Source organism: Streptomyces thermodiastaticus, assembly GCF_014656135.1.
In the GTDB taxonomy this organism is placed as follows: Bacteria; Actinomycetota; Actinomycetes; order Streptomycetales; family Streptomycetaceae; genus Streptomyces; species Streptomyces thermodiastaticus.
In genome coordinates this window covers 95935-120997 of record NZ_BNBV01000002.1, presented here as the reverse complement: position 1 = coordinate 120997, position 25063 = coordinate 95935, and the positions used below count along the sequence as shown (strand labels likewise).

General features: G+C 73.2%; 18 protein-coding genes. 8 read left to right on the top strand and 10 right to left on the bottom strand.

Features of this window, described 5'->3' with window-relative positions:
• The first annotated feature begins 87 nt into the window (after positions 1 to 87).
• The 7 genes from IE286_RS02525 (at position 88) to IE286_RS02495 (ending at position 10340) form a co-directional block, all read left to right on the top strand.
• Positions 88 to 858 carry an ATP-binding cassette domain-containing protein gene (locus IE286_RS02525; protein ID WP_189795106.1) on the top strand — a complete coding sequence of 257 codons (771 nt, stop codon included), beginning with the start codon at positions 88 to 90 and terminating at the stop codon, positions 856 to 858.
• A gap of 242 nt (positions 859 to 1100) precedes the next feature.
• Positions 1101 to 2249: an ROK family glucokinase gene (locus tag IE286_RS02520; protein ID WP_189794904.1), complete on the top strand. Its 1149-nt coding sequence runs from the start codon at positions 1101 to 1103 to the stop codon at positions 2247 to 2249.
• Positions 2246 to 2830: a sugar kinase gene (locus IE286_RS02515; RefSeq protein WP_189794903.1), complete on the top strand. Its 585-nt coding sequence runs from the start codon at positions 2246 to 2248 to the stop codon at positions 2828 to 2830. The genes IE286_RS02520 and IE286_RS02515 overlap by 4 nt, the downstream gene beginning before the upstream one ends.
• A gap of 151 nt (positions 2831 to 2981) precedes the next feature.
• The gene (locus IE286_RS02510; protein ID WP_189794902.1) at positions 2982 to 5894 is read left to right on the top strand and encodes an SCO1167/SCO6262 family helicase; all 2913 of its coding nucleotides are present in this window, start codon (positions 2982 to 2984) and stop codon (positions 5892 to 5894) included.
• On the top strand, positions 5894 to 8233 hold the full coding sequence (locus IE286_RS02505; protein WP_189794901.1) for an SWIM zinc finger family protein: 2340 nt from the start codon (positions 5894 to 5896) through the stop codon (positions 8231 to 8233). The genes IE286_RS02510 and IE286_RS02505 overlap by 1 nt, the downstream gene beginning before the upstream one ends.
• 168 nt (positions 8234 to 8401) lie before the next feature.
• Positions 8402 to 9775, top strand: a complete 1374-nt coding sequence (locus IE286_RS02500; RefSeq protein ID WP_189794900.1) for a JmjC domain-containing protein — start codon at positions 8402 to 8404, stop codon at positions 9773 to 9775.
• Between the two features lie 4 nt (positions 9776 to 9779).
• The gene (locus IE286_RS02495; RefSeq protein WP_189794899.1) at positions 9780 to 10340 is read left to right on the top strand and encodes a GNAT family N-acetyltransferase; all 561 of its coding nucleotides are present in this window, start codon (positions 9780 to 9782) and stop codon (positions 10338 to 10340) included.
• On the opposite strand, the gene IE286_RS02490 is transcribed toward IE286_RS02495, so the two are convergent.
• The 9 genes from IE286_RS02490 to IE286_RS02450 all read right to left on the bottom strand — a co-directional run bounded on the left by IE286_RS02490 (position 10273) and on the right by IE286_RS02450 (position 20492).
• Positions 10273 to 11592, bottom strand: coding sequence for an MFS transporter (locus IE286_RS02490; RefSeq protein WP_189794898.1), 1320 nt, complete (start codon positions 11590 to 11592; stop codon positions 10273 to 10275). The two genes, IE286_RS02495 and IE286_RS02490, sit on opposite strands and share 68 nt — an antisense overlap.
• A 55-nt stretch (positions 11593 to 11647) precedes the next feature.
• Positions 11648 to 12430: a TfuA-like protein gene (locus IE286_RS02485; protein WP_189794897.1), complete on the bottom strand. Its 783-nt coding sequence runs from the start codon at positions 12428 to 12430 to the stop codon at positions 11648 to 11650.
• Positions 12402 to 13679, bottom strand: coding sequence for a YcaO-like family protein (locus tag IE286_RS02480; protein WP_189794896.1), 1278 nt, complete (start codon positions 13677 to 13679; stop codon positions 12402 to 12404). The genes IE286_RS02485 and IE286_RS02480 overlap by 29 nt, the downstream gene beginning before the upstream one ends.
• The gene (locus tag IE286_RS02475; protein ID WP_189794895.1) at positions 13672 to 16815 is read right to left on the bottom strand and encodes a carbamoyltransferase C-terminal domain-containing protein; all 3144 of its coding nucleotides are present in this window, start codon (positions 16813 to 16815) and stop codon (positions 13672 to 13674) included. Before IE286_RS02475 ends, IE286_RS02480 begins: the two co-directional genes overlap by 8 nt.
• Positions 16812 to 17711, bottom strand: coding sequence for a multinuclear nonheme iron-dependent oxidase (locus tag IE286_RS02470; protein ID WP_189794894.1), 900 nt, complete (start codon positions 17709 to 17711; stop codon positions 16812 to 16814). The genes IE286_RS02475 and IE286_RS02470 overlap by 4 nt, the downstream gene beginning before the upstream one ends.
• A complete protein-coding gene (locus IE286_RS02465) occupies positions 17708 to 18451 on the bottom strand; it encodes a hypothetical protein (protein WP_189794893.1) in 744 nt (247 codons plus the stop codon). Before IE286_RS02465 ends, IE286_RS02470 begins: the two co-directional genes overlap by 4 nt.
• Positions 18452 to 18552: 101 nt before the next feature.
• Positions 18553 to 18738 carry a hypothetical protein gene (locus tag IE286_RS02460; protein ID WP_125499929.1) on the bottom strand — a complete coding sequence of 62 codons (186 nt, stop codon included), beginning with the start codon at positions 18736 to 18738 and terminating at the stop codon, positions 18553 to 18555.
• A 489-nt stretch (positions 18739 to 19227) separates the two neighbouring features.
• A complete protein-coding gene (locus tag IE286_RS02455) occupies positions 19228 to 19692 on the bottom strand; it encodes a MarR family winged helix-turn-helix transcriptional regulator (protein ID WP_189794892.1) in 465 nt (154 codons plus the stop codon).
• 380 nt (positions 19693 to 20072) lie between these two features.
• Positions 20073 to 20492 carry an ArsR/SmtB family transcription factor gene (locus IE286_RS02450; RefSeq protein ID WP_189794891.1) on the bottom strand — a complete coding sequence of 140 codons (420 nt, stop codon included), beginning with the start codon at positions 20490 to 20492 and terminating at the stop codon, positions 20073 to 20075.
• Positions 20493 to 20593: 101 nt separating this feature from the next.
• Between IE286_RS02450 and IE286_RS02445 the strand changes: the two genes are divergently transcribed.
• Positions 20594 to 21850: an MFS transporter gene (locus tag IE286_RS02445; protein WP_189794890.1), complete on the top strand. Its 1257-nt coding sequence runs from the start codon at positions 20594 to 20596 to the stop codon at positions 21848 to 21850.
• 139 nt (positions 21851 to 21989) lie between these two features.
• On the opposite strand, the gene IE286_RS02440 is transcribed toward IE286_RS02445, so the two are convergent.
• Complete coding sequence (locus IE286_RS02440) at positions 21990 to 24737, bottom strand: helix-turn-helix transcriptional regulator (protein ID WP_189794889.1); 2748 nt, start codon at positions 24735 to 24737, stop codon at positions 21990 to 21992.
• Between the last annotated feature and the right edge of the window lie 326 nt (positions 24738 to 25063).

Here is a 25063-nt window from a genome sequence, read left to right as displayed (position 1 = left end):
TCAGCCGGCACCCAGCACGCCGAAGCCGGCACCCAGCACGCCGAAGCCGGCACCCAGCAGGCCGATGAGGCCGGTGCGCGCACACCGCTGGTGGAGCTGTGCGACGTCAGCAAGCACTACGGCACCGTCCGCGCCCTGGAGGGGGTCTCCCTCGAGGTGCACGCCGGTGAGATCACCTGCGTCCTGGGCGACAACGGCGCCGGCAAGTCCACCCTGATCAAGATGATCGCCGGACTGCACCAGCACGACGGCGGGGCGCTGCGCATCGAGGGCGAGGAGACCCGGCTGACCTCCCCGCGCGACGCCCTGGACCGGGGCATCGCCACCGTCCACCAGGACCTGGCCGTCGTCGGTCTGATGCCGGTGTGGCGGAACTTCTTCCTCGGCTCGGAGCCCCGCAAGGGCCGCGGCCCCTTCAAGCGCCTGGACGTCGACCTGATGCGCCGCACCACGCGCGAGCGGCTGCTGCGCATGGGCATCGACCTGCGCGACGTCGACCAGCCCATCGGCACGCTCTCCGGCGGTGAACGCCAGTGCGTGGCCATCGCCCGGGCCGTCCACTTCGGCGCCAAGGTGCTGGTCCTGGACGAGCCCACCGCCGCGCTCGGCGTCAAGCAGTCGGGCATGGTGCTGAAGCACGTCGCGGCCGCCCGCGACCAGGGCCTCGGAGTGGTGCTCATCACGCACAACCCGCACCACGCCCACCTCGTCGGGGACCGGTTCGTGCTGCTCAAGCGCGGCACGATGGTCGGCCACCACACCCGCGACGAGATCACCCTGGAGGAGCTGACCCGGCAGATGGCCGGCGGCAGCGAGCTCGACGACCTGCGTCACGAGCTGGAGAAGACCACCTCCTGACCCCTGCGCCATCTCCGCCGTCCACGCCCGGTGACAGGGCGTGGACGGCGCACGTACGCCTCCCCCGTGCAGGGCGTGCCACGGGGGAGCGCCCCACCGAACGGAGACGCGCCCCGCGCACAGGCGCGGCCGTACGGCGCCCTCGTGTATCCGTGCGCTCCCTCACACAGACCCCGGCAGTCACCGGCCGCACCGGTGGCCCGTACGCCACGCTTACCGGACGTGCGGCAGAATCGGGGCCGATGAGCACCTACCGCGACTTCACCGCCCCCATCGGCTCCCGGCGCGCCCCCGTGCTGCGCACGGTCGGCACCCGTGAGCGCCGCTCCCACCTGACCGCACCCAGAGTGCCGACGGTGGGCATCGACATCGGCGGCACCAAGGTGATGGCGGGCGTCGTCGACGCCGACGGCAACATCCTGGAGAAGCTGCGCACCGAGACCCCGGACAAGTCCAAGAGCCCCAAGGTCGTCGAGGACACCATCGTGGAGCTGGTCCTGGACCTGTCCGACCGGCACGACGTGCACGCCGTCGGCATCGGCGCGGCCGGCTGGGTCGACGCCGACCGCAACCGCGTGCTGTTCGCCCCCCACCTGTCCTGGCGCAACGAGCCGCTGCGCGACCGCCTCTCCGAGCGCCTGTCGGTGCCCGTGCTGGTCGACAACGACGCCAACGCCGCCGCCTGGGCCGAGTGGCGCTTCGGCGCCGGCCGCGGCGAGGACCACCTCGTCATGATCACGCTGGGCACCGGCATCGGCGGGGCCATCCTGGAGGACGGGCAGGTCAAGCGCGGCAAGTTCGGGGTGGCCGGCGAGTTCGGGCACATGCAGGTCGTGCCCGGCGGCCACCGCTGCCCGTGCGGCAACCGCGGCTGCTGGGAGCAGTACAGCTCCGGCAACGCCCTGGTGCGCGAGGCCCGCGAGCTGGCCGCCGCCGAGTCCCCGGTCGCCTACGGCATCATCGAGCACGTCAAGGGCAGCGTCTCCGACATCACCGGCCCGATGATCACCGAGCTGGCCCGCGAGGGCGACGCCATGTGCGTCGAACTGCTCCAGGACATCGGCCAGTGGCTCGGCGTCGGCATCGCCAACCTGGCCGCCGCCCTCGACCCGTCCTGCTTCGTCATCGGCGGCGGGGTCTCCGCGGCCGACGACCTGCTCATCGGCCCCGCACGGGACGCCTTCAAGCGCCAGCTGACCGGCCGGGGCTACCGCCCCGAGGCGCGCATCGTGCGCGCCCAGCTCGGTCCCGAGGCCGGAATGGTCGGCGCCGCCGACCTCGCCCGGCTGGTCGCCCGCCGCTTCCGGCGCGCCAAGCGGCGCCGGGTGGAGCGCTACGAGCGCTACGAGCGGTACGCCGAGGCACGGCGGGCGGCCCGGGAGGCACTGTGACGATGTCGCTGCCCCGCCAGGCGGCGCCTCCCGACGAACCGCCACCACAGCCGGCCGAGGACCGACGGCACCGCATCCGCCGCCGCGCGCTCACGCTGCTGATCATCGTGCTGCTGATCGGTGTCCCGGCCGGCTATCTGGTGATCTCCGCCGACCAGAGCCGCAACAGCGGCAAGGACAAGGAGCAGAAGTACGCGGCGACCGGCCTCACCCCGACCTACCCGGCCAAGGTCCAGCAGCGCCTGTACCAGGTGCCGATACCGCACCCGGCCGACCGCGTCGCCTCCTACGAGACGAACAACTGGAAGACCAGCCGCCTGTACGTGCAGTTCCGCACCACCCAGGCCGGCCTCGACACCTTCCTCGACGCCCTCGGCGTGGGCCGCGCGGACCTGAAGAAGGGCGCCGTCACCATCGACGCCCGCGACCGGCAGGTGTCCGGCTGGACATTCGAGAACCCCGGCGACTGGTGGGGCCTCACCCACCGCCAGAAGAACCCCGCGCCCACCCAGAACGTCATGGTCGACCTCACCGACCCGGTCCTGCCCATGGTGTACGTCGTCTCCCGCACCGTGCCCTGAGCACAGCCGAGCTGTGAAGCGGTGGCGGCCTCACGACGCTGCCCGGCCAGGGCCGCGGCGGCCGTCTCCGGCGCCGGACAGCCGATTGTCAGACCCCGCCCGTACAGTCGGGGACGGCTGATGCGAGCGGCGATCGGAGGTGACAGGGCGCATGAGCGAGCCGACCGTGACCGAGGCGTACGGGACCGCGGACACCGTGTCCGTGCGGCTGGCCGCCGTCTTCCTCCCCGCCTCGCTGCCGCGCCAGGGCCGCATCGCCCTGTGGGACCCGGACACCGAGGTGTGGCCCGAGGACGGCCCGCCCGCACCCCCGGGCACCGGCACGGCGGACCCTGACGGCGCACCGCGGCGCACGGACCTCACCGTCGTCCGCCCGCACGGCCGGGGCGTCCGCCGCCGCACCGTCCCCGCCCTGACCCTCCCGCTCGACCAGGCCCTGCCCCACCTCGTGCGCGCCCGGCACGACCCGGCGGCCCACCCCGCCACCGCCTGCTGGGGCGCGGCCGCCCTGCACGCCCTCTCGCTCGTCGCCCGCGGCAAGCTGCTGCCCGGCCTCACCCCCGGCGGCCACGACGCCTGGCGCGCCGGCCCCCTCGACCCCGACGACATCGCCCACCTCAGGGCGATCGCCGCCGCCCTGCCCCCGGAAGGCCACGCGGTACCCCTGCCGGGCCCCGGCCCGCTCCTGCTGCCGGAACCGGTGGCCGTGCTGCGGTCCTTCCTCGACGCCGTCGCCGACACCCTGCCCCGCACCCCCGCCGCGCCGCACGTCTGCGGCGCCCCCTTCGCCGGCCGGCGCCCCCAGCACCTGCCCGCCGCCCGGGACTGGGCCGCCGAGGTCGCCGCCGGCACGGACGCCGGCGTCCGCATCTCCCTGCGGCTCGACCTGTCGCCCCACGACCTGTTCGACCCCGACCCCGGCCCGGATGCCGGCACCCGCCCGGCGGGCGCGGCGATCGTCCAGGTGCACAGCCTCGCCGACCCCACGCTCATGACCGACGCCGCCGACCTGTGGTCGGGGACGGCCGAATCGGCGTTCGGCCCCCGCGCCCGGGTGGACGCCGCCCTGGCGGTGCGGCGCGCCGCCCGCGTCTGGCCGCCCCTGCACCGGCTCGCCGACCAGGACACGCCCGATGTGCTCGCCCTGTCCGAGGACGAGGTGAGCGACCTGCTCGGACCCGCCGCCACCCGGCTGGCGGCCGCCGGCGTCGCCGTGCACTGGCCGCGCGAACTGGCCCACGACCTCACCGCCACCGCCGTGGTCCGGCCCGCCCCGGGCTCCGCCGCCGACGGCACCGGCTTCCTGCAGAGCGAGGAGCTGCTGCAGTTCCGCTGGCAACTCGCGCTCGGCGGCGACCCGCTCACCGAGGCCGAGATGGACGCGCTCGCCGAGGCCCACCGCCCCGTCGTCCGCCTGCGGGACCGCTGGGTGCTCGTCGACCCCGCCCTGGTGCGCAAGGCCCGCGCACGCCACCTGGGCCTGCTCGACCCGGTGCGGGCGCTCTCCGTCGCCCTCACCGGCACCGCCGAGGTCGACGGCGAGACGGTCGAGGCGGTCCCGGCCGGTGCCCTCGCGACCCTGCGGGACCGCATCACCGCCGGCGTCCGGCCCGCCGAGCCGCCCCCGGGCCTGAACGCCACTCTGCGCGACTACCAGCTGCGCGGCCTGGCCTGGCTCGACCTCATGACCTCCCTCGGCCTCGGCGGCTGCCTCGCCGACGACATGGGCCTGGGCAAGACCGTCACCGTCATCGCCCTGCACCTGAAACGCGCCCGCCGCGAACCCACCCTCGTCGTCTGCCCCGCCTCCCTGCTCGGCAACTGGCAGCGGGAGATCCACCGCTTCGCGCCCGGCGTCCCCGTCCGCCGCTTCCACGGCCCCGCCCGCACCCTGGACGGCCTCGACGGCGGCTTCGTCCTCACCACCTACGGCACCCTGCGCTCCGCCGCCGGCGACCTCGCCGGGCAGCCCTGGGGCATGGTCGTCGCGGACGAGGCCCAGCACGTCAAGAACTCCGCCTCGGCCACCGCTGAAGCCCTGCGCACCATCCCCACCCCCGCCCGCGTGGCCCTCACCGGCACCCCCGTGGAGAACAACCTCTCCGAGCTGTGGGCCCTGCTCGACTGGACCACCCCCGGCCTGCTGGGCCCGCTGAAGTCCTTCCGCGCCCGGCACGCCCGCGCCGTCGAACAGGGCGAGGACCAGGAGGCGACCGAGCGCCTCGCCCGCCTGGTGCGCCCCTTCCTGCTGCGCCGCAGGAAGTCCGACCCCGGCATCGCCCCCGAGCTGCCGCCCAAGACCGTCACCGACCACCCGGTCCCGCTCACCCGGGAGCAGGCCGCGCTGTACGAGGCGGTGGTGCGCGAGTCGATGCGCGCCATCGGGACGGCCGGGGGCATGGCCCGCCGCGGCCTGGTGCTCAAGCTCCTGACCAGCCTCAAACAGATCTGCGACCACCCGGCCCTGTATCTGAAGGAAGACCTGAACAGCCCGCAGACGGACCACGCTTCGCACGCCGGCGGCCGTCTCGCGGCCCGCTCCGGCAAGCTCGCCCTGCTGGACGAGCTGCTCGACACCGTGCTCGCCGAGGAGAACTCGGCCCTGGTCTTCACCCAGTACGTCGGCATGGCCCGCCTGATCACCGCCCACCTCGCCGCCCGCGCCGTCCCCGCCGGCCTCCTCCACGGCGGCACCCCCGTCCCGGAGCGCGAACGCATGGTGGACCGCTTCCAGAGCGGGGCCACCCCGGTGCTGGTGCTGTCCCTGAAGGCCGCCGGCACCGGCCTCAACCTCACCCGCGCCGGCCATGTGGTCCACATCGACCGCTGGTGGAACCCGGCGGTCGAGGAGCAGGCCACCGACCGCGCCTACCGCATCGGCCAGACCCAGCCCGTCCAGGTGCACCGCCTGATCACCGAGGGCACCGTCGAGGACCGCATCGCCGAGATGCTCGAAGCCAAACGGGCCCTGGCCGACGCGGTCCTCGGCACCGGCGAGTCGGCCCTCACCGAACTGACCGACCACGAGCTGGCCGACCTGGTCGCGCTGCGAAGGGAGGCTTGATGGAATCCCGTCCCGCCGACGCCGCCCGGTGCGCTCTGCGTGCCGCCCGCCGGCAGCAGACCCCCGCCACAGGCACCGAGGACACGCCCCGGCCGACGCCCCGCACGCCCGGCCCGCAACACCCGGCGCCCAGCGGCCGCCGCCCGGCCGACGCCGCCCGCGCCGCCCTCCGCGAGGCACTGGCGGCCCGGCGCGCGGCCGCCCGCCCGACCGAGGAGGACACCGGCCCCGATACGCCGGCCCCGTCGACGTCCACCCGAGGCACCTCCCCGGAGGAGGCCACCTCCGAGGAACAGGAACACCCCGAGCGCTCGCACGGACCTCGGGACACCGGCGATCCCGCACACTCCGGTGACCTCACGTCCTCCCGCTCAGCCGCGCCCAGCGATGACGATGCCGTTCCGTCCCCGGACGAGCCTGCGCATCCCGCCACGCCCACCTCTTCCGGCGAGCCCACGCCATGTGGCACCGCCACCCCTTCCGACGCCCCCGCACGACCTGCCACCACCACTCCTTCCGACGAGCCGCCGACAGCCGACCCGGCCCCGCCCGCCGACGACCACGCCCTCCCGGACCGGTCCGCCCCGCCCCGTCCCGCCGACGCGGCCCGAGCCGCCCTGCGCGCCGCCCTGGCCCGCCGCGCGGCACCCGAGGACCCGCCCCGCACCCGAGCCGCCGGGCCGCACACCTCCGAGCACCTCCCCACCCCGCCGCCGGCCACCGCCTCCCGCACGGCCACCACCGCAGCCTCCGCCACCCCGGAGACAGGCGCCTCCGCAGAGCACCCCGCACTTGCCCGGCACGCCCCGGCTCGGCGCACCCCGGCCCAGCACGCCGCCTCCCGCGCCGACGAGGTGAGGCAGCTGCGCGCCGGCACCTTCGCGCCACCCGCCGACGCCGAACCCGAGCGCAGCCCCGCCGAGCACCCCTCTCCCGGCAACACGCCCTCCGCTGCCCACCCGGACCACGGCACCAGCCCGCACCAGCCACCGGACGCACCCGGCCCCCGGCCCGTGTCCGTGCCCCCGGCCGGCCCGTCCCCCGCGGCCGCCGCGCCACGGCTTCCCCGCACCATGGCCACCCCGCACCGGGACAACGAACACCGGCGCACCTTCCCGGCCCTGCCGCCCACCGGAGAAGACCGCGCCTCCTTCGCCGAGACCTGGTGGGGCCAGGCGTGGCTCACCGCGTTGGAGAAGGGCGCCCTCGACACGGCCCGTCTGGCCCGCGGGCGCGGCTACGCGGAACAGGGCCGGGTCGACGCGATCACCGTCACCCCCGGGTCGGTCCTGGCCTACGTCCAGGGCAGCCGCCCGCGCCCCTACCGGGCCGAGGTGCGCCTGCCCACTCTGGACGACGAGGACTGGGACCGCTTCCTGCGCAGCGCCGCCGAGCGCCCCGCGCACATCGCCGCGCTGCTCGACAAGGAGCTGCCGCGCTTTCTCGCCGACTGCGGCGTACCGCTGCTGCCCGGGCCCGGCGACCTGGACGCCCACTGCAGCTGCCCCGACCGCGGCCGACCGTGCAAGCATGCCGCCGCCCTGTGCTACCAGACCGCACGCGTGCTCGACACCGACCCGTTCGCCCTGCTGCTGCTCCGCGGCCGGGGCGAGCGCGAACTGCTGGACGCGCTGTCCCGGCTGAACGCCACCCGCGCGGCCCGCGCCGCCGGCGAGCGAGGGCCGGATCCGCTGCCGGGCGTGCGCGCCTCCGAGGTCCTCGCACGCCGCCGCCCGCTCCCGCCCCTGCCCGCACCCCTGCCCCCGCCCACGCACCCCGGGCCGCCCCCGGCCTACCCGGCGGCCCCGGGCGGCCCCGACCCGCTCGCCCTGGACCAGCTGGCGACCGACGCCGCCGCCCGCGCCCACGCCCTGCTCACCACCGGCCGGGACCCGGTGGGCGGACTGACGCTGTGGCAGGACGCGGTGCGCCTCGCGGCGGCCAGGCCCGGCTCCGGGCTGACCGCCGCCACCCGCTCCCTGTACGCCGCGCTCGCCTCCGCCACCGGACGCGACACCGCCGAGCTGGCCCGCGCGGTGGCCGCCTGGCGGCAGGGCGGCGCGGACGCACTCGCCGTCCTCGAGGAACCCTGGGACCCGCCGGCCGGCCGTTTCGACCGGGCCCGCCCGCTGCTGCTGGCCGCCGGCCTGCCCGCCTTCCGGCCCTGGCGCAACCGGCTCACCCACCCCCTCGGCCACCGCCAGCTCCGCCTGGGCCGCAACGGACTGTGGTACGCCTACGACTCCGAACCGGGCCGCGAGGACTGGTGGCCCCGCGGCACCCCGGACACCGATCCGGTCGGAGCGCTGACAGGTGTGCCGGCCCCCGAGCACTCCTGACAGGAGGCGGCGTTTCCTGGTGCACGGACATCCGACAGCGCAGGGCTCGCGGACAGTCGCACCGACGGAAGCGGACGTGTTACGCGCCTTTCAATCGGCGACACGACAAGGGGAAATGGGGTGTCACGGGGTCTGGTGTGCATTACCAGGCCACGGTACGGTTGCGGCATGATCACCAGTGATCGAAAGCCGCCGAGGGTCCGAATCATCAACACCGCGGCACTGCGCGGTCAGAAGGAGCCATTGGTTCCGATTCACGATGACAAGGAAGCCGATCAGGCCGCTCGAATGCTGCCGGTCGATGCGGCGGCACTTCGCCGCTGTACCGGTGACGAGAAGGAATTCACAGCCGACGTCTGGGGAAAGCGGGTGCATGTCACCAGTGGTGGTGTACCAGCCAGCGATCTCATCAATGTGCAGGACATCGACCGACTGCTCAGCGATCAGCCCCTGCTGCGTTCCGACATGATACGTCTCGTGCGGCACGGCGAGATTCTTCCGCGGCAGGCCTATCTCAGATCGATGCGGGAGATCTATCCGCGGCCCGTCGACCACGAGATGACGGAGAACGAGCTTCTTCTGGAGATGCTGACCCGGGGCGTCGCAAGTGCCGCGGAGGTCACGGCCGCCGTGCGTGGCGGAGCCACTCTGATCCTCCAGTCGGCGCACTGGTACCACCCGCCGCTGACCGAGTTCTGCCGGTCTCTCGAACTTGCCCTGGGCCGCCGCTGCCGGGCGAACATCTATCTCACACCGGTCTCGTCTCAGGGATTCGGGCTGCACACCGATCCGCACGACGTCTTCGTGCTCCAGGCGTTCGGTGAGAAGCAGTGGCACGTGGGAGCGACGCCGTGGGAGCGGCGCAACGGCCGCTCGAGCGACGACCCCGACGAGACCCGTGAACTGCTGCTGCGCCCCGGCGACGTGCTGTATCTCCCGAAGGGGACTCCGCATCGCGCGAACACCCTGAGCGCCCGGTCGGGGCATGTCACCGTCAGCATCGAGTCCAACTCCTGGCGCGAGGTGCTGCGGACGACGCTGTCCCGGCTCGTCGAGGACAGCCTTCCTGCGGAACTCCTGGACGCCGAGCTGCCCGTGGGCTGGCTGCACGACGGCAGCGTGCTGCACGAGGCGGCCGAGCGGTTCCTGACGGAAGCCCGGGCGGCGTTCGTGCGCCAGGAGCCCGAACAAGTGCGCTCCGCACATCTGCAGACCTTCCTGACGCAGCTCACGGACAGGATTCCCGGCGCTTTCGAGACGGATTCCGCGCTCGGTGTTCTCGGTGTCCTGGACACGACGCGGCTGCGGCGGCGGAAAACTGTGCCGTGCGCGCTCTTCGCACAGCCCGCGACCCGGCGCATCTACGCGGTTCTCGGCCGCCGCTCGGTGAGTATGCCCAATTCCTACGAGAAAGTGATGCGGTTCGTCGCGGGGTGCTGGGAGTTCACGCCCGAGGAGCTTTCCTTCGCGCTGGACGAACCGGAGCGGCTGGAACTGTGCCAAGCGCTTGTCGATGCGCATCTGCTGTACGCGCTAGAGTGACCGAGTGATTGTTTCTCCTGATATACTGTCCGACGGTGTCCGGTTGCGGCTCGTTACGCCCGAGGATGCAGAAGCATTGCATTCCGCATATGTGGCGAACCGGGAGCATCTGGCTCCGTGGGAACCGCGCCGCCCGGACAGTTTTTTCACCGTCGAGGGTCAGGCCGAGCGTATCGGCGAGCAATTGCGGCAGCTCTCGGAACGGCGTGCGGTGCCCTGGGTGCTCGACAGCAACGGCACCATCATCGGCACGATCACGCTCTCCGGAATGGCCTTCGGCCCCTTCTGCAGTGCCTACCTGGGTTACTGGGTGGCCGCCGATCGGCAGAACCGCGGACTGGCCAGCGCGGCTGTGGCGAGTGTGTGCCGCGTGGCCCGCGACACCATCGGTCTGCACCGCATCGAGGCCACCACGCTCCTCGACAACGCCCCGTCACAGCGCGTCTTGCGGAAGAACGGTTTCGAGCCGATCGGCATGGCTCCGCGCTATCTGCACATCAACGGGGAATGGCGGGATCATCGTCTGTTCCAGCGGGTTCTGCACGACGGTCCGCCGGCGAGCTGACCTCTGCGGTTGCGCCGACGGGCGCAGCGTGCGCGGCGGTCCGCGGCACCGCTCGACGGGCCACGGACCGCGCGCCCAGACCGGCGGCCAGGAAGAGCAGAGCCAGAGCCGCCCAGCCGACGGAACCCGCGGCCACCACTCCGCCGGCGATCAGCGACGGTCCGACCATTCCCTCCGCGGTAGGTCCCAGGCTGTAGGCGGCGGCGTAGTTGCCGCGCTCGGCATCGGGGGACAGCGCGAACTGGAGCCCCCAGCCACCGGAGGAGTGCCAGATCTCGCCCAGCGTGTGCAGGACGACGGACATCACCATCAGCGCCGCGGCCAGAGCGGACGGAGCCCAGGACGCGAGAATCAGCGTTCCGCACATCAGGGCGAAGGACAATGCCGCCCGGAGCATGTGGCGGCCGGCACCCGGAACGGTCTCGGCTCCCGCGCTGAGCGGTACCTGCAGAGAGATGGCGATCACGGTGTTGATCGCGATCAGCAGGGGGGCGACGGCCGGAGGCGCCTCGGTGGCTCGGGACACCCACAGCGGCATACCGATCACCAGCACCGACAGATTCAGCTGAAGTATGCCATTGCAGCAGGTCAGCAGAGCGAACTTGGCGTTCCTCAACGGACCGAGCGCCGAACGCCGCACGCTCCTGTCGCGGACGGCCGAGACGTTGCGTACGGTCGTCATCAGCACGGCGGCCACGAAGAACGACACCCCGTCGCCCAGCAGCAGTGCCCGGTACCCCGCGTCCGTGCCGCTTCCCACGGCGACCGCCGCCAGCAGGGCGCCCACCAGGAAACCGGCGTTCTTCAGCACCTGCACACGGGCCATGACACCGACGCGCTCGGTGTCACCGAACGCAGAACCCACGTACGCCTGAAGAGCCGGCATTCCGGCGTGCTCCGCCAGCCCCAGCAGCACCAGCACGGTCAGGAACTGCCAGAACGAGTGCACGAAGGCCAGAGCACAGCACCACACCCCGCGCCACACATGCAGCACGACGAGCGCATGCCGGGGACCGATCCGGTCGACCAGGAGGCCGTTGGGAACGGTCGCGGCGAGGGCGACGATGCCCAGCACGGACAGTCCGATGCCGATCTGCGCGTCGGACAGCCCGGCCACACGCGAGTAGAACAGTGTCGCGCCGGCCAGGAACAGGCCACCGCCCGTCGCATCGATCGCGACGGTCGTCAGCAGCCTCCGCTCGGCCGGCCCGGTGGTGCGCAGCCCGAGCCGGCGGGCCATCGACGTCAGCATTCCTGGTGGTTCCCTTCATGGCCTTCGTGCCGGACCGCCGTGCCGCGGGTGGTCCTCACAGGCAGGTCTCGTGCGCCTCGGAGACGCAGACGGAACAGAACAGCATTCCTGCCGTCAGTGGTTTCTGGCAGGCCGGACAGCGGCGTGTGTCCGTGGCCCCGTCGCCGAGCCAGTCGCCGGCCAGGACAGCGCGCAGGCAGGTCTCGGCGTCGCGCACCTTGGGGTGCAGCCGGGGTTCCCTGCCGAGCCGCAGAAGTGAGGAGAGCACCGTGGGGGCGACTCCCAGCTCGCTCCACACCGCCCGGCAGGCCGTCCAGGACCGCTGGGACCAGTGGATGCCCTCGGCGGCACGGGCGAGCCGGGCCCGCTGGGCGGGGGCGATGAGACCCGCCTCGACGGCGGCCGCGAGCACGGCCCGGACGTGCACCGTGCACACGGTCACTTCCCGATGGCCGTCGTCCGGGTCCAGGGCGACGGCGACGTCCGCGTCGGAGGTCAGCGTGCCCAGCCGGTACAGGGTGAAGATGTCACCGATGCCGATCGCGCCGAGCGGCCACAGGTCGGCGGCGCGCAGGGCGCCCATGCTGGAGCAGCCGACCACCGTCCAGCCGGCGTCGAGCAGCTGACGGCACTCCGTCGGGGTGACGGCCATCGTGCCGCCGAACAGTCCGTCGACGAGGACCACGGTGCCGGGATCGCCGTCCAGCAGCGGAAGCAGGTCCCCGCGCCGGACCGGAGGCCGCAGGTCGACCGCTGCCAGCAGCGCGGGGTCGAGGGGACGTACCGACGCCGCGCCGAAGACGATGGGCCTAAGCCTGGACGTGCTGATGGGCCACACGATGGCTCCTGAGGGGTTCCACGACGGAGTCGACCATGCCGGGCACCGCCACATGGGCGACGGGCAGACCGAGTTCCGGGACGGTCAGATCGGTGTGCACGACCCGGTCGTAGCCGCCTTCTTCCAGCAGCGCGGCCACGTGCCGCAGTGTGTCGCGTGTCGACCGCGGCGGCAGGGCGGGGAGCGTGCTCATGTCGGTGACGCCTTCCGCCTTCGCCTGCAGGGCGCGGTGCAGGAACGCAGCCCGCTGCTCGGCGGGGTCGGCGCGGTAGACCTCGGCGACGCGGTCGAGGTCCTCCCGGCTGCCCTGGATGGCGGTGGCACGGGCCTGCGAGGCCTCCGTCAGGGCGCGGCGCAGGGCGACGCCCGCGTTGGGGTGTGTACCGAAACCGGACACCGCCAGGTGGGCCTGGGCGGCACCCGGGTCGGACAGGAACACCGCGAACGTGGGCAGCACAGTGGTGTGGGTGAGGTCGATGACGACCGTGTCGATCTCGGCCCTGGCGTACTTGCGCAGCAGTTCCGTCTCGGCGGATCCGGTCACCGTGTCGAGGGCGACCAGCCGGCCCGGCCCGCCGTGCAGGTACCGCGAGGTGGCGTCGCGTTCGACGACCTCGTACAGCGCATGCAGCACCGCCTCGCTCAGCGTGGCGCCGGAGGCCAGGCCCGTGGTGCTCGGGCGTACCGGCCGCAGACAGCCGGGCGGCGCGGTGTACGGGAAGATCACCTCGGCGGCGGGCAGCAGCACGGGGCTGCCGGTCCTGCTGTCCCGGCCCTGGATCCACTCGATCGGCTGATCGGGCACAGGCTCGGCCAGGCCCAGGTCCGCCGCGGTCAGGTGGGTGCGGCCGGCGGCCCGCAGCTCGGTCGGCCGGGCCGTCAGTGTGGGGCGGGCCAGGGAACCGCAGTGCCGCTCCACCGCCTCGAACAGCGCGGAGGCGAGGGCTTCCACAGGTGTGTTGCCCTTTCCCTGGCAGAGAGTGATCTGCCCGGTGCGGGCCTGAGGCCGGGTCACGCTGAAGACGGGGATGCCCACGACGTCGAGCGGGGTGAGGTCCGTGACGCGGCTGATGCCGAGGCGGTGGCGCAGCGGCCACACCTTGGCGACGGCATCGGCCGCAGGCACCGACCGGTGCGAGGTGCCGCACGGCAGCATGGTGGCGTCGTCGGTCGTGTTCTCCAGCCACGCCAGAGCGTGCGTGCGCGGCGTGTCGTCCAGGTCGGTCATACGGTCGTCCAGGTCAGTCATGCACTGCCTCCCGGGTGACCACCAGCAGGCAGCGGGCACGGAGCGCGGTCAGGAAGGCCAGCGCCGTGTCGGTGCCGCCCTGTGCGGAGACCAGGCAGTCCGGCAGGTAGTCGCCGAGGGCACGGCCGGGCTCGGCCCGGGACAGGGCGTCGAACGCCCACCTCGGCAGCTCGAGGCCGGCCGGTTCGGCGCCGCCGGTGATCCACGAACGGCTGCCCTCGCAGTCCTGTTCCCACCGCAGCCGCACGCCGGGGGCGAGGACGAGCCGGGAGCGCAGGGTGAGCGGTGCCTCGTTCTCGGGGGCGCGACGGACCACACGGTCGCCCAGCACCATGGCGCTCAGCCGCGTGCCCAACAGCATGTCGAGTGCCTGGCCGGGCGTTTCGATCATGGGCTCGCCACGGCGGTTGAGCGAGGTGTTCACCAGGACGGGGAAACCGGTGCGTGCGCCGACGAGATGGAGCAGTTCGTGGATGCGCGGGTTCATGTCCCGCGAGACGGTCTGCACCCGGGCGGTGCCGTCGACGTGGGTGACGGCAGCGAGCTGCTCACGGTACTTCTCGCGGACCGGGACCACCCGCAGCATGTGCGGAGAGGGCTCGTCGAGGTCGAAGTACTCGGCGGCGACCTCCTCGGGCACGATGGGCGCCAGTGGGCGGAAGTCCTCCCGGAACTTGATGTGCGCGTTGATGAAGTCCCAGGTGTCGCGGCTCCTGGCGTCGGCGAGGACCGACCGGTGGCCCAGGGCGCGTGGCCCGAACTCCGATCCGCCCTGGAACCAGCCGACGACGTCGCCCGCGGCGATCCGGTCCGCCACGGCCTCCAGCTCCAGCGGCTCGGTGACCACCCGGTCGCCGACCAGCCCGATGGCCGCGTCGTGGTCGTCCTGGGTGTACGGGTGTCCCAGGTAGTCGTCGTAGGGGACCTGCCGGCGCCGGGTCGAGCCGGTGAGCCGGTAGTGCGCGGCTGCGGCGGCGCCCAGGGAGACCCCGGCGTCGCTCGCCGCCGGGAACACGAAGAAGCGGTCGGCTCCGCTCTCGCGGGCGATGCGGTCGTTGGCCACGGAGTTGAGCGCGACGCCGCCCGCGTAGGCGAGGTTGCGGCAGCCGGGCACCAGAGACATGGCGTACCGCATGCGAGCCACCAGTGCCTCTTCGAGGTCGGCCTGGATCCGGGCCGCGAGATCGGCGTGGTCCATCGGGCCGCCGGAGCCGGGGGCGCGATAGGTGTCCTTCCAGTCGCTGCGGAAGCGGGGCAGGCCGTGCGGGCCGGGCTCCAGCAGGCTGGGGCCGGCGTTGCGGGCCTTCCCCCAGGGGGCGAGGCCCATCAGCTTGCCGCTGCCCTCCTGCCAGTCGCCGAAGACGTACTGGCTCACGGCCGCATAGGTCTCGCCGATCGAGGAGGAGCCGACGCGGACGTTGAAGGAGTCGGCGCACTCGCGGAACAGCAGCCGGTAGCCGTCCCGGTCGAAGTGGTAGACGGAGAAGACGTGGATGCGCGGCAGCCGGTCCTCGGGCCCCCGCGCGAGGTACTCCCGCAGTCCGGGACCGTCCACCAGGAGGTCGTCCGTGCCGAGCACCGAGCCTCCGGAGCCGTCGCAGACGACGACCACGGCCTCCTCGAAGGGCGAGCCCCAGAACGCGGAGAAGGCGTGGGCGAGGTGGTGCGAGACGTAGACGGTGCGCGCGTCGAAGGGGTCGAACAGGTCGAACGACTGCGCCGCGGACGGCACCGACAGCCCCACGTAACCAGGCAGCAGCGGTTGTGCGTTGAAGGCGAAGACGTCCACGTCGTCGGCGGTCAGGCCGGCCGAGGTGAGACAGTAGTCGGCGGCCGCACGGGAGGAGAGGTGGCCGACTCCGTCGTGTTTCCGGCGGGTGACCCGCTCCTGCTGCACGGCGACCTGCGGGCTGCCGTCGCGCAGCAGGCAGGCGGAGGCGTCATGGCTGGCCGACAGGCCGAGGACGACGGGACGGCCGGTGCCGGCCCGCCACGCCGGAGCGGTCACGCCGGGCTCGTCGGTCTTCTCGAGGCGAGGGTCGATCCGCTCCACGGCCTCGGCGCCGCCGACGGCGACATAGGCGGTGACCGGTTCCGGGCACTCCAGGGTGATCACCGTGTCACGCCCGGCGCCGGATGCGACATCGAGCACCAGCCACCCGGCGCCGGTGGTCCGCCGGGTCGTGCCGTCCGCCGCCCATGTCACGGAGAGTTCGGCGGCGCGCGGCAGCCACAACGGGGCGGTGTCCCCGCTGACGACCTCGTCCGCGCCCGCGGCGACGGCTGCGATCCGAACGGTGTCCGCGCCGGTTCTCAGGCGCAGCCGCAGCCGGGCGGCTGCGGCGGGCAGCTCGAAGCAGAACGGTTCTGCGGCACCGGTCCCCGGCTGCCGCAGCAGCGGCGTGCCCACCAGCGTTCCGTCCGGCCCGGCGGAGGCCAGCAGCGCGGCACGCAGCAGCGGCGAGGGCACCCGGCGTCCGTCGCTCCCCAGCCGCTGTGCGAGTACGGCGGCGAGTCCGGCGACGATGCCGACGGCGGCGGAGGTGCCGCGCATGGGAGCGGGGCCGGCCGCGCAGCGGGTGGCGTAGCGGGCGTCCGGGACCAGCAGCTGAGGCTTGCGGCCCAGGCCGTCCGTGCCGCAGTAGGCCGTCGGTCCGCCGTGGTCGGAGCCGACCCCGACGGCGAGCACGGAGGGGCAGGAGGCGGGGAACCTGAGCCGTCCCGGTCCGTCGTGTCCGGCAGCGGCGACGAACAGCGGCATGTCCGGGTCCCGGGCCACCTCCTCGAAGGCCCGCCGCACCTTGAGCCGTTCCGCGTCACGCTCGGGCGACGACCACGGCATGGCCACGATGTCCCAGCCGCCGTCCGCCGTGACCATCGCACGCAGGTCGGCGGCGAGGCTGCGGGCCCTCAGCCGTGCGGCCGAGGCGTAACCGATCTCCGCCCGGCCGGCCAGCTGCCGGCACAGTCCGGCGACCCGCTCCGTGTGCGCGTCGGGCATCCCGTCGCCGTCGGGCGCGGGAGTGCCGTCCGAGACGACCAGGACACGTACGCCTTCCCCGAGCCCGGCGCCGCGGTCGGGTTCCGGGCTCAGTACGGACCACGGCGGCGAGGCGGGCTGCTGTGCGTGTGTCATGCGGTACCTGCCGTGGCCAGGCCGGACGGACGGGAGATGGACGGGGTCCACCCGACCTCCGCCAGCAGGTTCTCGATGCGCTCGAAGTCGCTGTCCAGCTCGTCGGCCCCGAGACCCACCCCGATCTCGTAGGTGACGGCGCGCAGCCGCGGCGCGTGGGCGACCGCCTCCTGGAGCAGGTCGATGACGGCCGGGGTCACGGCGTGGCTGTGGGTGTCCAGGTACCGGTTGTCGAAGGTCGGGTCGATGTAACCGCCCGCCACATGGATCTCCACCACCCGGTCCAGCGGAAGCGAGCGGAGCACGTCCTCGTAGGGCTGCCGCACGGCGACGGCGTACGAGAAGACATGCGCGACGTCCAGCAGCAGGTCGCAGTCGGCGCCGTCGGTGACGCGATGGAAGAACTCGCCGAGGCTCATACGGCCCACGGCGAGGGTGCAGGACGGGATCTCCGGCACGAAGGGGTAACGGCTGACCTCCTGCATGCGGCGTATGCCGTCGACGACATGGTCGGCGATCTCGCGCTCGAAGAGCGGAGGGGTGAAGTACGGCAGCGGGTACGGGCCGATCGACCACAGGCCGATGTCCTCACAGGTCCACACGGCACCCAGCACGTCGCTGACCGCCTCGAGGCGGGTGAACAGCTCCATGTTGGGGCCGCCGGGCGCTGCGGGTGCCACGCCCGGCAGGTGGTGCACCACAGGCAGGTCGCCGGCGCACTCGTCCACGAAGGTCTGCGCGTCGGCGGCGCTGGGCAGGGAGACACAGGACAGATGGCTGAGCCGGCCGGCGTACCGGGCGCACAGGTCCGGCATCTTCTGCGGGTAGCTGTCGCGGTACTGCCAGTCGAGTCCGAAGCCGAGCAGGCCGACGGGGTCCTTCTTCTCTTTCGTCATGCGCACCTGCCTGAGAGCGGAAGGGCCGCGGCGGACACCTTGCGGCCGGGGAAGGCGGCGACAACGATCTGGTAGTCACCGGGGTCACCGAGGGCGTCGGGGTCGAGGGAGCGCGGCAGCCGCCCGCGCTCGTCCACGAGGCGCCAGGCAGAGCGGAACGACTCGGTCTGGAGGGCGTCCGGAACGTGCGGGGGGATCAGTCCGCCGTCGTCCCAGGGGGAGAAGGCGGCCTTCGCCAGATCCATGCCCTCTCCCGGAATACCGGTCGTGCAGGCACACACGTCCTCGGGAGGCGCGATCAACTCGGGAGCGGAGAAGCGGCTCACGAGGCCGAACAGCTGAAAGACGTCCGCGAGCAGCTGGGACTGCCCGGCGACGGTCCTGTGGGCGAACAGACAGAAATTCTCGAACAGGGTGCGACCGGCGCTCTGCCAGAAAGCATCGGAGTCCGCGTAGGCCTCGACGAGCGGAGTGATCGTTTCCGCTTCGACGCAATCCCACAGAGGCGGGCACGTGCGTTGCAGATGACGGTTCAGATTGCGCAGACGGGCGCTTCGCTCGACCTCCAGGGCGTGGAAATCGATGGTGGAAAGAACGGACGCCGTTGCTTCGCACATCCTGCCGGAGGGGTCTTTCAGCGCATCGGCGACCACGTCCGCGGAGCTCTTGGAGTACAGCAGGCGGAGCAGCAACTCCGTACGGGCCTCTCTGTCGTCGCGCAACAGGAGTGCCTGCGTCACGCCGGAAGAAAGGGTGCGCAAGGACCTACCGCCGTTCGATCGAGGGATGTCCTGTCGGAAGAGCCGGCCGGATCCCTGACGAGACCCGGCCGGACCAGGTATTACTCCTGCCACTCCTTGTTGGAGTTGACCGACGCCAGGGCGATGTCGTCGTTGCCGCGGAACTCGGCGCGCAGCGGACCGACGAACTCGTGGGCGTGGGTCGTGGCGAGGTGCCGGATGACCGCCGAACGCAGCGCCTTGTCGCTGTCGATGGCGGACAGTACCGCAGCGGTGTTGTCGGACATGAACCTCTCCCTTTCGCAGAAATGACCGACGGTATTTCCGTCGGTCGACCAGCTCCGGGATGCCGAGCGCGAGTGTCCGTTCTACGGCACTCGAGTCGGCGCGGATCAGGTGATCACACATCCAGCAATCTGCACAGGAGAGCTGCATGTGACGTATGCCACCTGCTGCTGAGGTTTGGGAATTTCATTTTCCGTTGCTGCCCCTGTTTGCCGCCTTGTATGCCGAATGACGCGCATCTCTGGGTGTGGCTGTTTCAAACCAACTGTTTCAAGCCATCCGTGTTCCGGGCGTGCGCACGCCGCCACCCTGGGGCGAGGGGGCGATTCGCCCTGCCTTCGAGTGTCAGGGGCAGTAGGTCGTGAGCAGGGAAGCGGGGCAGCCCCGGCCCTCCGACGTGCTTCCCGGGCAAGGCGGAACCGCCGCAGGTGGCAGACGATGCGCCGGTCGCACCGCCGGCGTGGACGAAAGCCGGGGAGCGCTCGGGGGAGTCAGGCCGCAGCGGATTTCGGGGCGCCACCGAGCCGGAAGCTCGCCACCAGCGAAGCCCAGCGGTCGTCGAACGAGGCGACCTGCAGGAGTTTCGACAGCTCGGCCCGGCAGCGGGCCTCGGCCTGCTCGCCGCGTGCGGCGCCCTCGGGTGTGAGCATGCAGTAGACACCGCGGCGGTCGTGCTCGCAGGTGGCCCGGGCCGCGAGGCCCTTGTGTTCCAGCCGGGTGACGAGCCGGCTCATCGACGACTGGTCCAGTCCGACGCGGGCGGCCAACTCCTGCAGCCGTGCCGCGTGTTCAGGGATGTGCCGCAGCTCGGTCAGCACCAGCGTCTCGGGCAGGGAGACCCGGTACTCGCGCGTGAGCATCTTCTCCAGCGTCTGGTTGAGCTGCCCGACCATCAGCGTGAGCCGACGCCACTGGTCGAACTCGTCGAAGTCTCCGGCGTGGTCGTCGGTCGGCATGTCGGTCTCCCCCTCGGTGCGCTGCTCACCTGCAACCGCGTGCATGCGCAAGAAATGCCCGTTCCTGATACGTGTGCGGATGTTCGTGACCGGATGAGGCGGGGAGGTCGCGTGGGCCGGCATGATACGGCTCCTTCCCCGCCGCTGCCGGGGTACGCGCACCGCCGCACCGCACGGGCCGCTTCGGGCCGTGCGCCCGCGTCGCGGTCGCGAAGGTGTGTGCCGCCGTGGGCGCGACCGGGCCCGTGTGCCTCGTCCGGCGGCTCGCCGGGCACCGGACCTCCTTCCCGCCGACCCGGTCACCCGCCGACCCGGTCTCCCGCCGCCCCCGGTCTCCCCTCGGCTCCCTCTCCCGTCGTCACCCGATCCGCGCGACGGGTTCAGGAGGCGCGGGTGCCGCCCTTGCGGATCCTGGGTGGGAAGTCCGCGTCGACGGGGGTCCAGGCGGCCACGAGGTCCAGCAGCCCGGGGAAGCGGGCGTCGAGGTCGTCGGTGCGCACGTGGCTGCGCCGTTCCAGGCCGTACTGGCGCTGCCGGATGACACCGGCCTCGCGCAGGGCCTTGAAGTGGTGGGTGAGGGACGACTTGGGGCGGTCGATGCCGAACCAGCCGCACGGATGGTCGAACGCCTCACGCTCCAGCAGGAGTTTGCGGACGATGAACAGCCGCAGCGGGTCGCTCAGCGCGCCGAGCACGGTCTCCAGGCGCAGGTCCTCCCGTGCCGGTTCGGGCAGCGGTTCGGGCAGGCCGGCGGGTTCCGGCGGCTGCGGGCGCGTCGAGGTGCGCGCGGTCGGGGTCATGGGTCCTACTCCGTCGTCCGGATCCTGTACGAGTTCTATCGTACCGTGCGCTAAGTTCGAGTAAAGTCGTACTGGTCGCCGGACGAACCGGAGGAACAGCCATGCCCGAAAGCGGAACCACCCCCACGACGGCACCCCCGCAGCCCGATCAGCAGGCCCGGAGCACGGCCCCGGCGGCACCCGCCTGGTGGGTGTGGCCGGCCGCCTGGCCGGTGACCGCGGTGTTCGTGCTGTCCAACGCGGCGACCCCGCTGTATGTGCTGTGGCAGCGCGACATCGGCTTCTCCAAGGGCACGCTGACCGTGATCTTCGCCGCCTACATCGCCGGGCTGCTCGGCTCCCTGCTCGTCTCGGGTGTCGTCTCCGACCGGAGGGGACGCAAACCCGTCCTGCTGCCCGCCCTCGCCCTCGCCCTGGCCGCCTGCGCCATCTTCGCCACCGCCACCAGCGTCGCCGCGCTGATCGTGGCCCGCCTGTTCACCGGCATCGCCGTGGGTGCCGTCGTCTCCGCCGGCATGGCCGCCGTCACCGACGTCGCCGGCCCCGACCGCAAACGCCTCGCCGCGCTGCTCGCCTCCTGCGCCATGGTGTTCGGCGCGGGCCTCGGCCCGCTGCTGGCCGGCATCCTCTCCGAGACCCTGCCCGGCCCCACCGTCACCGTCTTCGTCGTCGAGGCCGCCCTGCTGCTCACCGCCGTGCTCGCCGTGGTGCGCATGCCCCTGCGCCGCCCGCAGACCCCCGCCCGGTCCGGTGCCTGGATCCGGGTGCCGCGCGTCCCCCGCGGCAACGGCCTGCACCTCGCCCTCGGCATCGCCGTCTTCGCGCCCGGCATCACCGCCACCTCGTTCGTGCTGTCGCTCGGCCCCTCGCTGCTGTCCGGCCTGCTCGACACCACCAGCCGTATCGTCTCCGGCGCCATGGCGTTCGTGATGTTCCTGGCCGCCACCGGCGTGCAGTTCGCGGTGCAGAAGCTGCGGCGCCGCACCATCCTGCTCGCCGGTGCGGCCGCGACCACCCTGGCCATGGCCGCGCTGATCACCGCCGTGCACACCTCGTCCGTGCCCGTCCTGGTCGCCGCCGCCCTGCTGGCCGGCGCCGGTCAGGGCATGGGGCAGCTCGGCGGCCTGTCCCTGCTGAACTCCACCGTGCCGCCCCAGCGTCTCGCCGAGGCCAACGCGGCCCTGAACGTGGGGGGTTACGTCCCCGCCGGGCTGCTGCCCGTCTGCGCCGGCTACCTCAGCGACGCCATCGGCCTGACCTCCGGAGCCACCGTCTTCGGCGCCACCCTGCTCACCCTCGCCGTGCTCGGCGGCATCGTCGTCCTCGCCACGCGCCGCCGGGTGCCCGAACCCGCCTGACCCACCCGGTCCGTCTCACATGACGTCGGCCGGGCACCCGCACGTCCGCTCCACCGCCCCGGGGCACGCACCGCCGCGAACCCTCCGGGCGGACCCCCGGCCGCACGACAGCACCGCCCCCGGGGCGGCCCTACGGGGGTCACGGCCCCAGCAGACGTGGATAACGCACGAGCTGGGTGCGGGAGGACAGTCCCAGCTTCCGGAAGACCTTGTGCAGGTGGTAGTCGATCGTGCGCGGGCTGAGGAAGAGCTGGGCCGCGATCTGCGGGTTGGTCAGGCCCTGCGCCACCAGCATGGCGATCTGCAACTCCTGCGGGGTGAGCCGTTCGGACGCCGGGCCGGCCGGTTCCGGACCGGTGCCGGCGTCCCCGGCCGCACGCAGTTCGCTCGCGGCCCGCTCGGCGAGCGTGACGGCTCCGACGGCCGAGAACAGCTCGTGCGCGGTGCGCAGATGGGCGCGGGCCCGGTGCGGGCGGCGGCGCCGGCGGAGCCACTCGCCGTGCGAGAGCTCGCAGCGGCCCCGGTGCAGCGGGGACAGCGCGGCGGCGAGCCGGAGCACGCGGGCACGCCGGTCGTCGTCCGTGTGCACCACGGTCTCGCAGTACGCGAGCAGGGCGTCCCTCGTCTCGTGGGGGTTCGCGGCCACCCAGGCGGCATACGTGTCCAGCAGCTGCCCGGCTCGCGTCCGGTCGCCGGCCCGCGCACACGCCTCGACGGCGTCCGGCATCGCGGCGAAGCCCACCACGGGATCGAAATGCGTGTGGTCCGGCGAGGCCACGGTCACCAGCTGCTGCGCCGCCCGGCCGGGATCCCCCGCGTACAGGTCGGCGCAGCCCATCGCCCACCGGGCCAGTCCCAGGTGATAGGTCGACCCGGTGTGCCGCGCACGGGCCAGGGCGTCCTTCGCGGTGCGCACCGCCTCGTCCCGCCGGCCCCTGACGGCCGCGATCATCGCCAGGTGGTTCAGGTGGGCGGCGCGGCTCTGCCCCAGTTCCGAGGCGAGCCGGTCGCCCTCCTCGGCGGCGGCGCAGGCCAGGTCGTAGGCGCCCACACCGATCAGGTCGGCCGACTGCTGCGACAGGGCCAGCGGCAGCAGGCCGATCAGGCCGTCGGCCCGGGCGGCCCGCACGGCCCGGTCGGCCTGCGGCAGCCCGGAGCCCATGCCGAACGTGACGGACTGCGCGCGTGCCGCCCACATCAAGGCCCGGGGGTCGTCGACCTCGCCGGCCGCCGCGACCGCCACGGTGAGCGACTCCCTTGCCTCCCGGTGCTCCTGCGCGGCCAGGGCGGCATGGCCCCGCACCAGGGCGACGATCAGACGGTCGCGTGCCGTGCGCGGTGCGACGTCCCGGGTCGCCGCGGCGAGCGTGCCCAACCGGCCCGCGTCACCGGCGGAGAAGGCGGCACCGGCCGCGTTGATGAGGATCTCCAGTTTCCGTGAGGGATCCGTCTCGGCACGGGCCGCCTGAAGCAGCTGGTCGCAGGCGTCGGTGAGCCGCCCGGTGCGGTACTCGATGACGCCCGTCAGCGACAGCATCCGGGCCGACAGGTCGCGGTCGGCGCCGGCCAGGGCGCGGCGGGCCGCCGCTCGCGCCCGGTCGGTCTGGCCCGCAGCCCAGGCCGCCTCCGCGGCGGCAGCGGTGCGGCGCAGACGGTCGGCGTCCCGGGGGCTGAGGTCCGCGGCCTGCAGCAGGGCGGTCGCGGCGGATGCGTGGGCGGCCCGCCGGGCCGCCCACCGGGCCACGGTCTCCAGCTCCGCGGCCGTGTCCTCGTCCACGTCCACGGCGGCCAGCGCCCGGTGCCAGATCCGCCGTTCGTCGTGGTCCCGGGCGACGAGGGCACCGGCGAGTGCCATGTGGGCGCGCCGGCGCTGACCCGACGTGGAACCGTCGTGGACGGTGGCGCGCACCAGCGGATGACGGAAGACGATCCGGCCGCCGGTGAGGTCGATCAAGGGCGCCGACTCCGCGGCGTCCAGCGCGTCCGGCGGCAGACCCAGCAGCGAGGCCGCCCGCAGCACGACGCCGAGGTCGCCGGTGTCGTCCACGGCGGCCAGCACGAGGGCCGCCCGGCAGTCCTCGTCCAGGCGCTGGATGCGGTCCTGGAACATCCGCCGGATGCGCGGGGTCAGCGGCACCGGTTCCGGCAGCGGGTCGCGGCCGCTGAGCTGGGCCTGCGACAGAGCGGCCGGGAACTCCAGCAGCGCCAGCGGATTGCCCGCCGCTTCCCGCAGCAACCTGCCGCGCACCTGCGGCGACAGCCCGGCACCGCTGCGCGACAGCAGCTCGGCGGCATCCGCCTCCGGCAGCGCGCCCACCGTCATCTCCTCGGCACCGGGGATCTGCAGATCGTCGGCGCCCTCGTCCCGGACGGCGATCAGGACGGCCACACGGTCGTCGGCCAGCCGACGGGCGGCGAACAGCAGCGCGTCCAGCGACGGACGGTCCAGCCACTGGGCGTCGTCCACCAGCACGACCACCCACGACTGTCCGGCGGCCCGGCTGATCAGGCCGAGCAGCTGGGCCGCGACCCGGAAACGGTCGGTGGGCCGCTCCTCGTCGGCCCGGCCGAGCCCGACGGCCGCGGCCAGCGCACCGCACTCGGACGCCGGCAGGGAACGCAACAGGGCGTCCAGCGGCCGCAGCAACCAGTGCAGTCCGGCGAACCCGAGGTCGCTCTCCTGCTCCAGCCCCGTCACCCGCAGCACGGTCGCACCGGCGGCCCGTTCGGCGGCGTGATCGAGCAACGCGGTCTTGCCGATCCCCGGTGCGCCCCGCACGACGAGAACCCTGCCGCGGCCGCGTGCGCTCTCCGCGAGCAGGCGGTCGACGACCGCGCACTCGCGTTCGCGGCCGACCAGGGCGGTCGTCTGTCTCTGTCTCGTCATGGGGATTCTCAGCTTACGCAGCCGGACGATGCGGGACGATCCGCATGCCTGGGCGGCGCGCACGCCCGGTCCCGCCCGCCGACGGGCCGGCACGGCCGGGCAGGACACCGGCTCACCAGCGGCGATGCCGCATCGCACCCGGTCCCGCACCGACCCCCGCGCCGCGCCGACGAGGCACCGGAACACCTGCGGGCCGCCCGCACACCGGTCCGTCACCGGTGAGCCCACGGGTGACGGACCGGTGGACCGACCGGTGACCTCACGGATGCCTCCCGGTGACCGGTCGGCGCAGGGTGGACGACCGGGGCGGCCAGTGCGGAACCCGG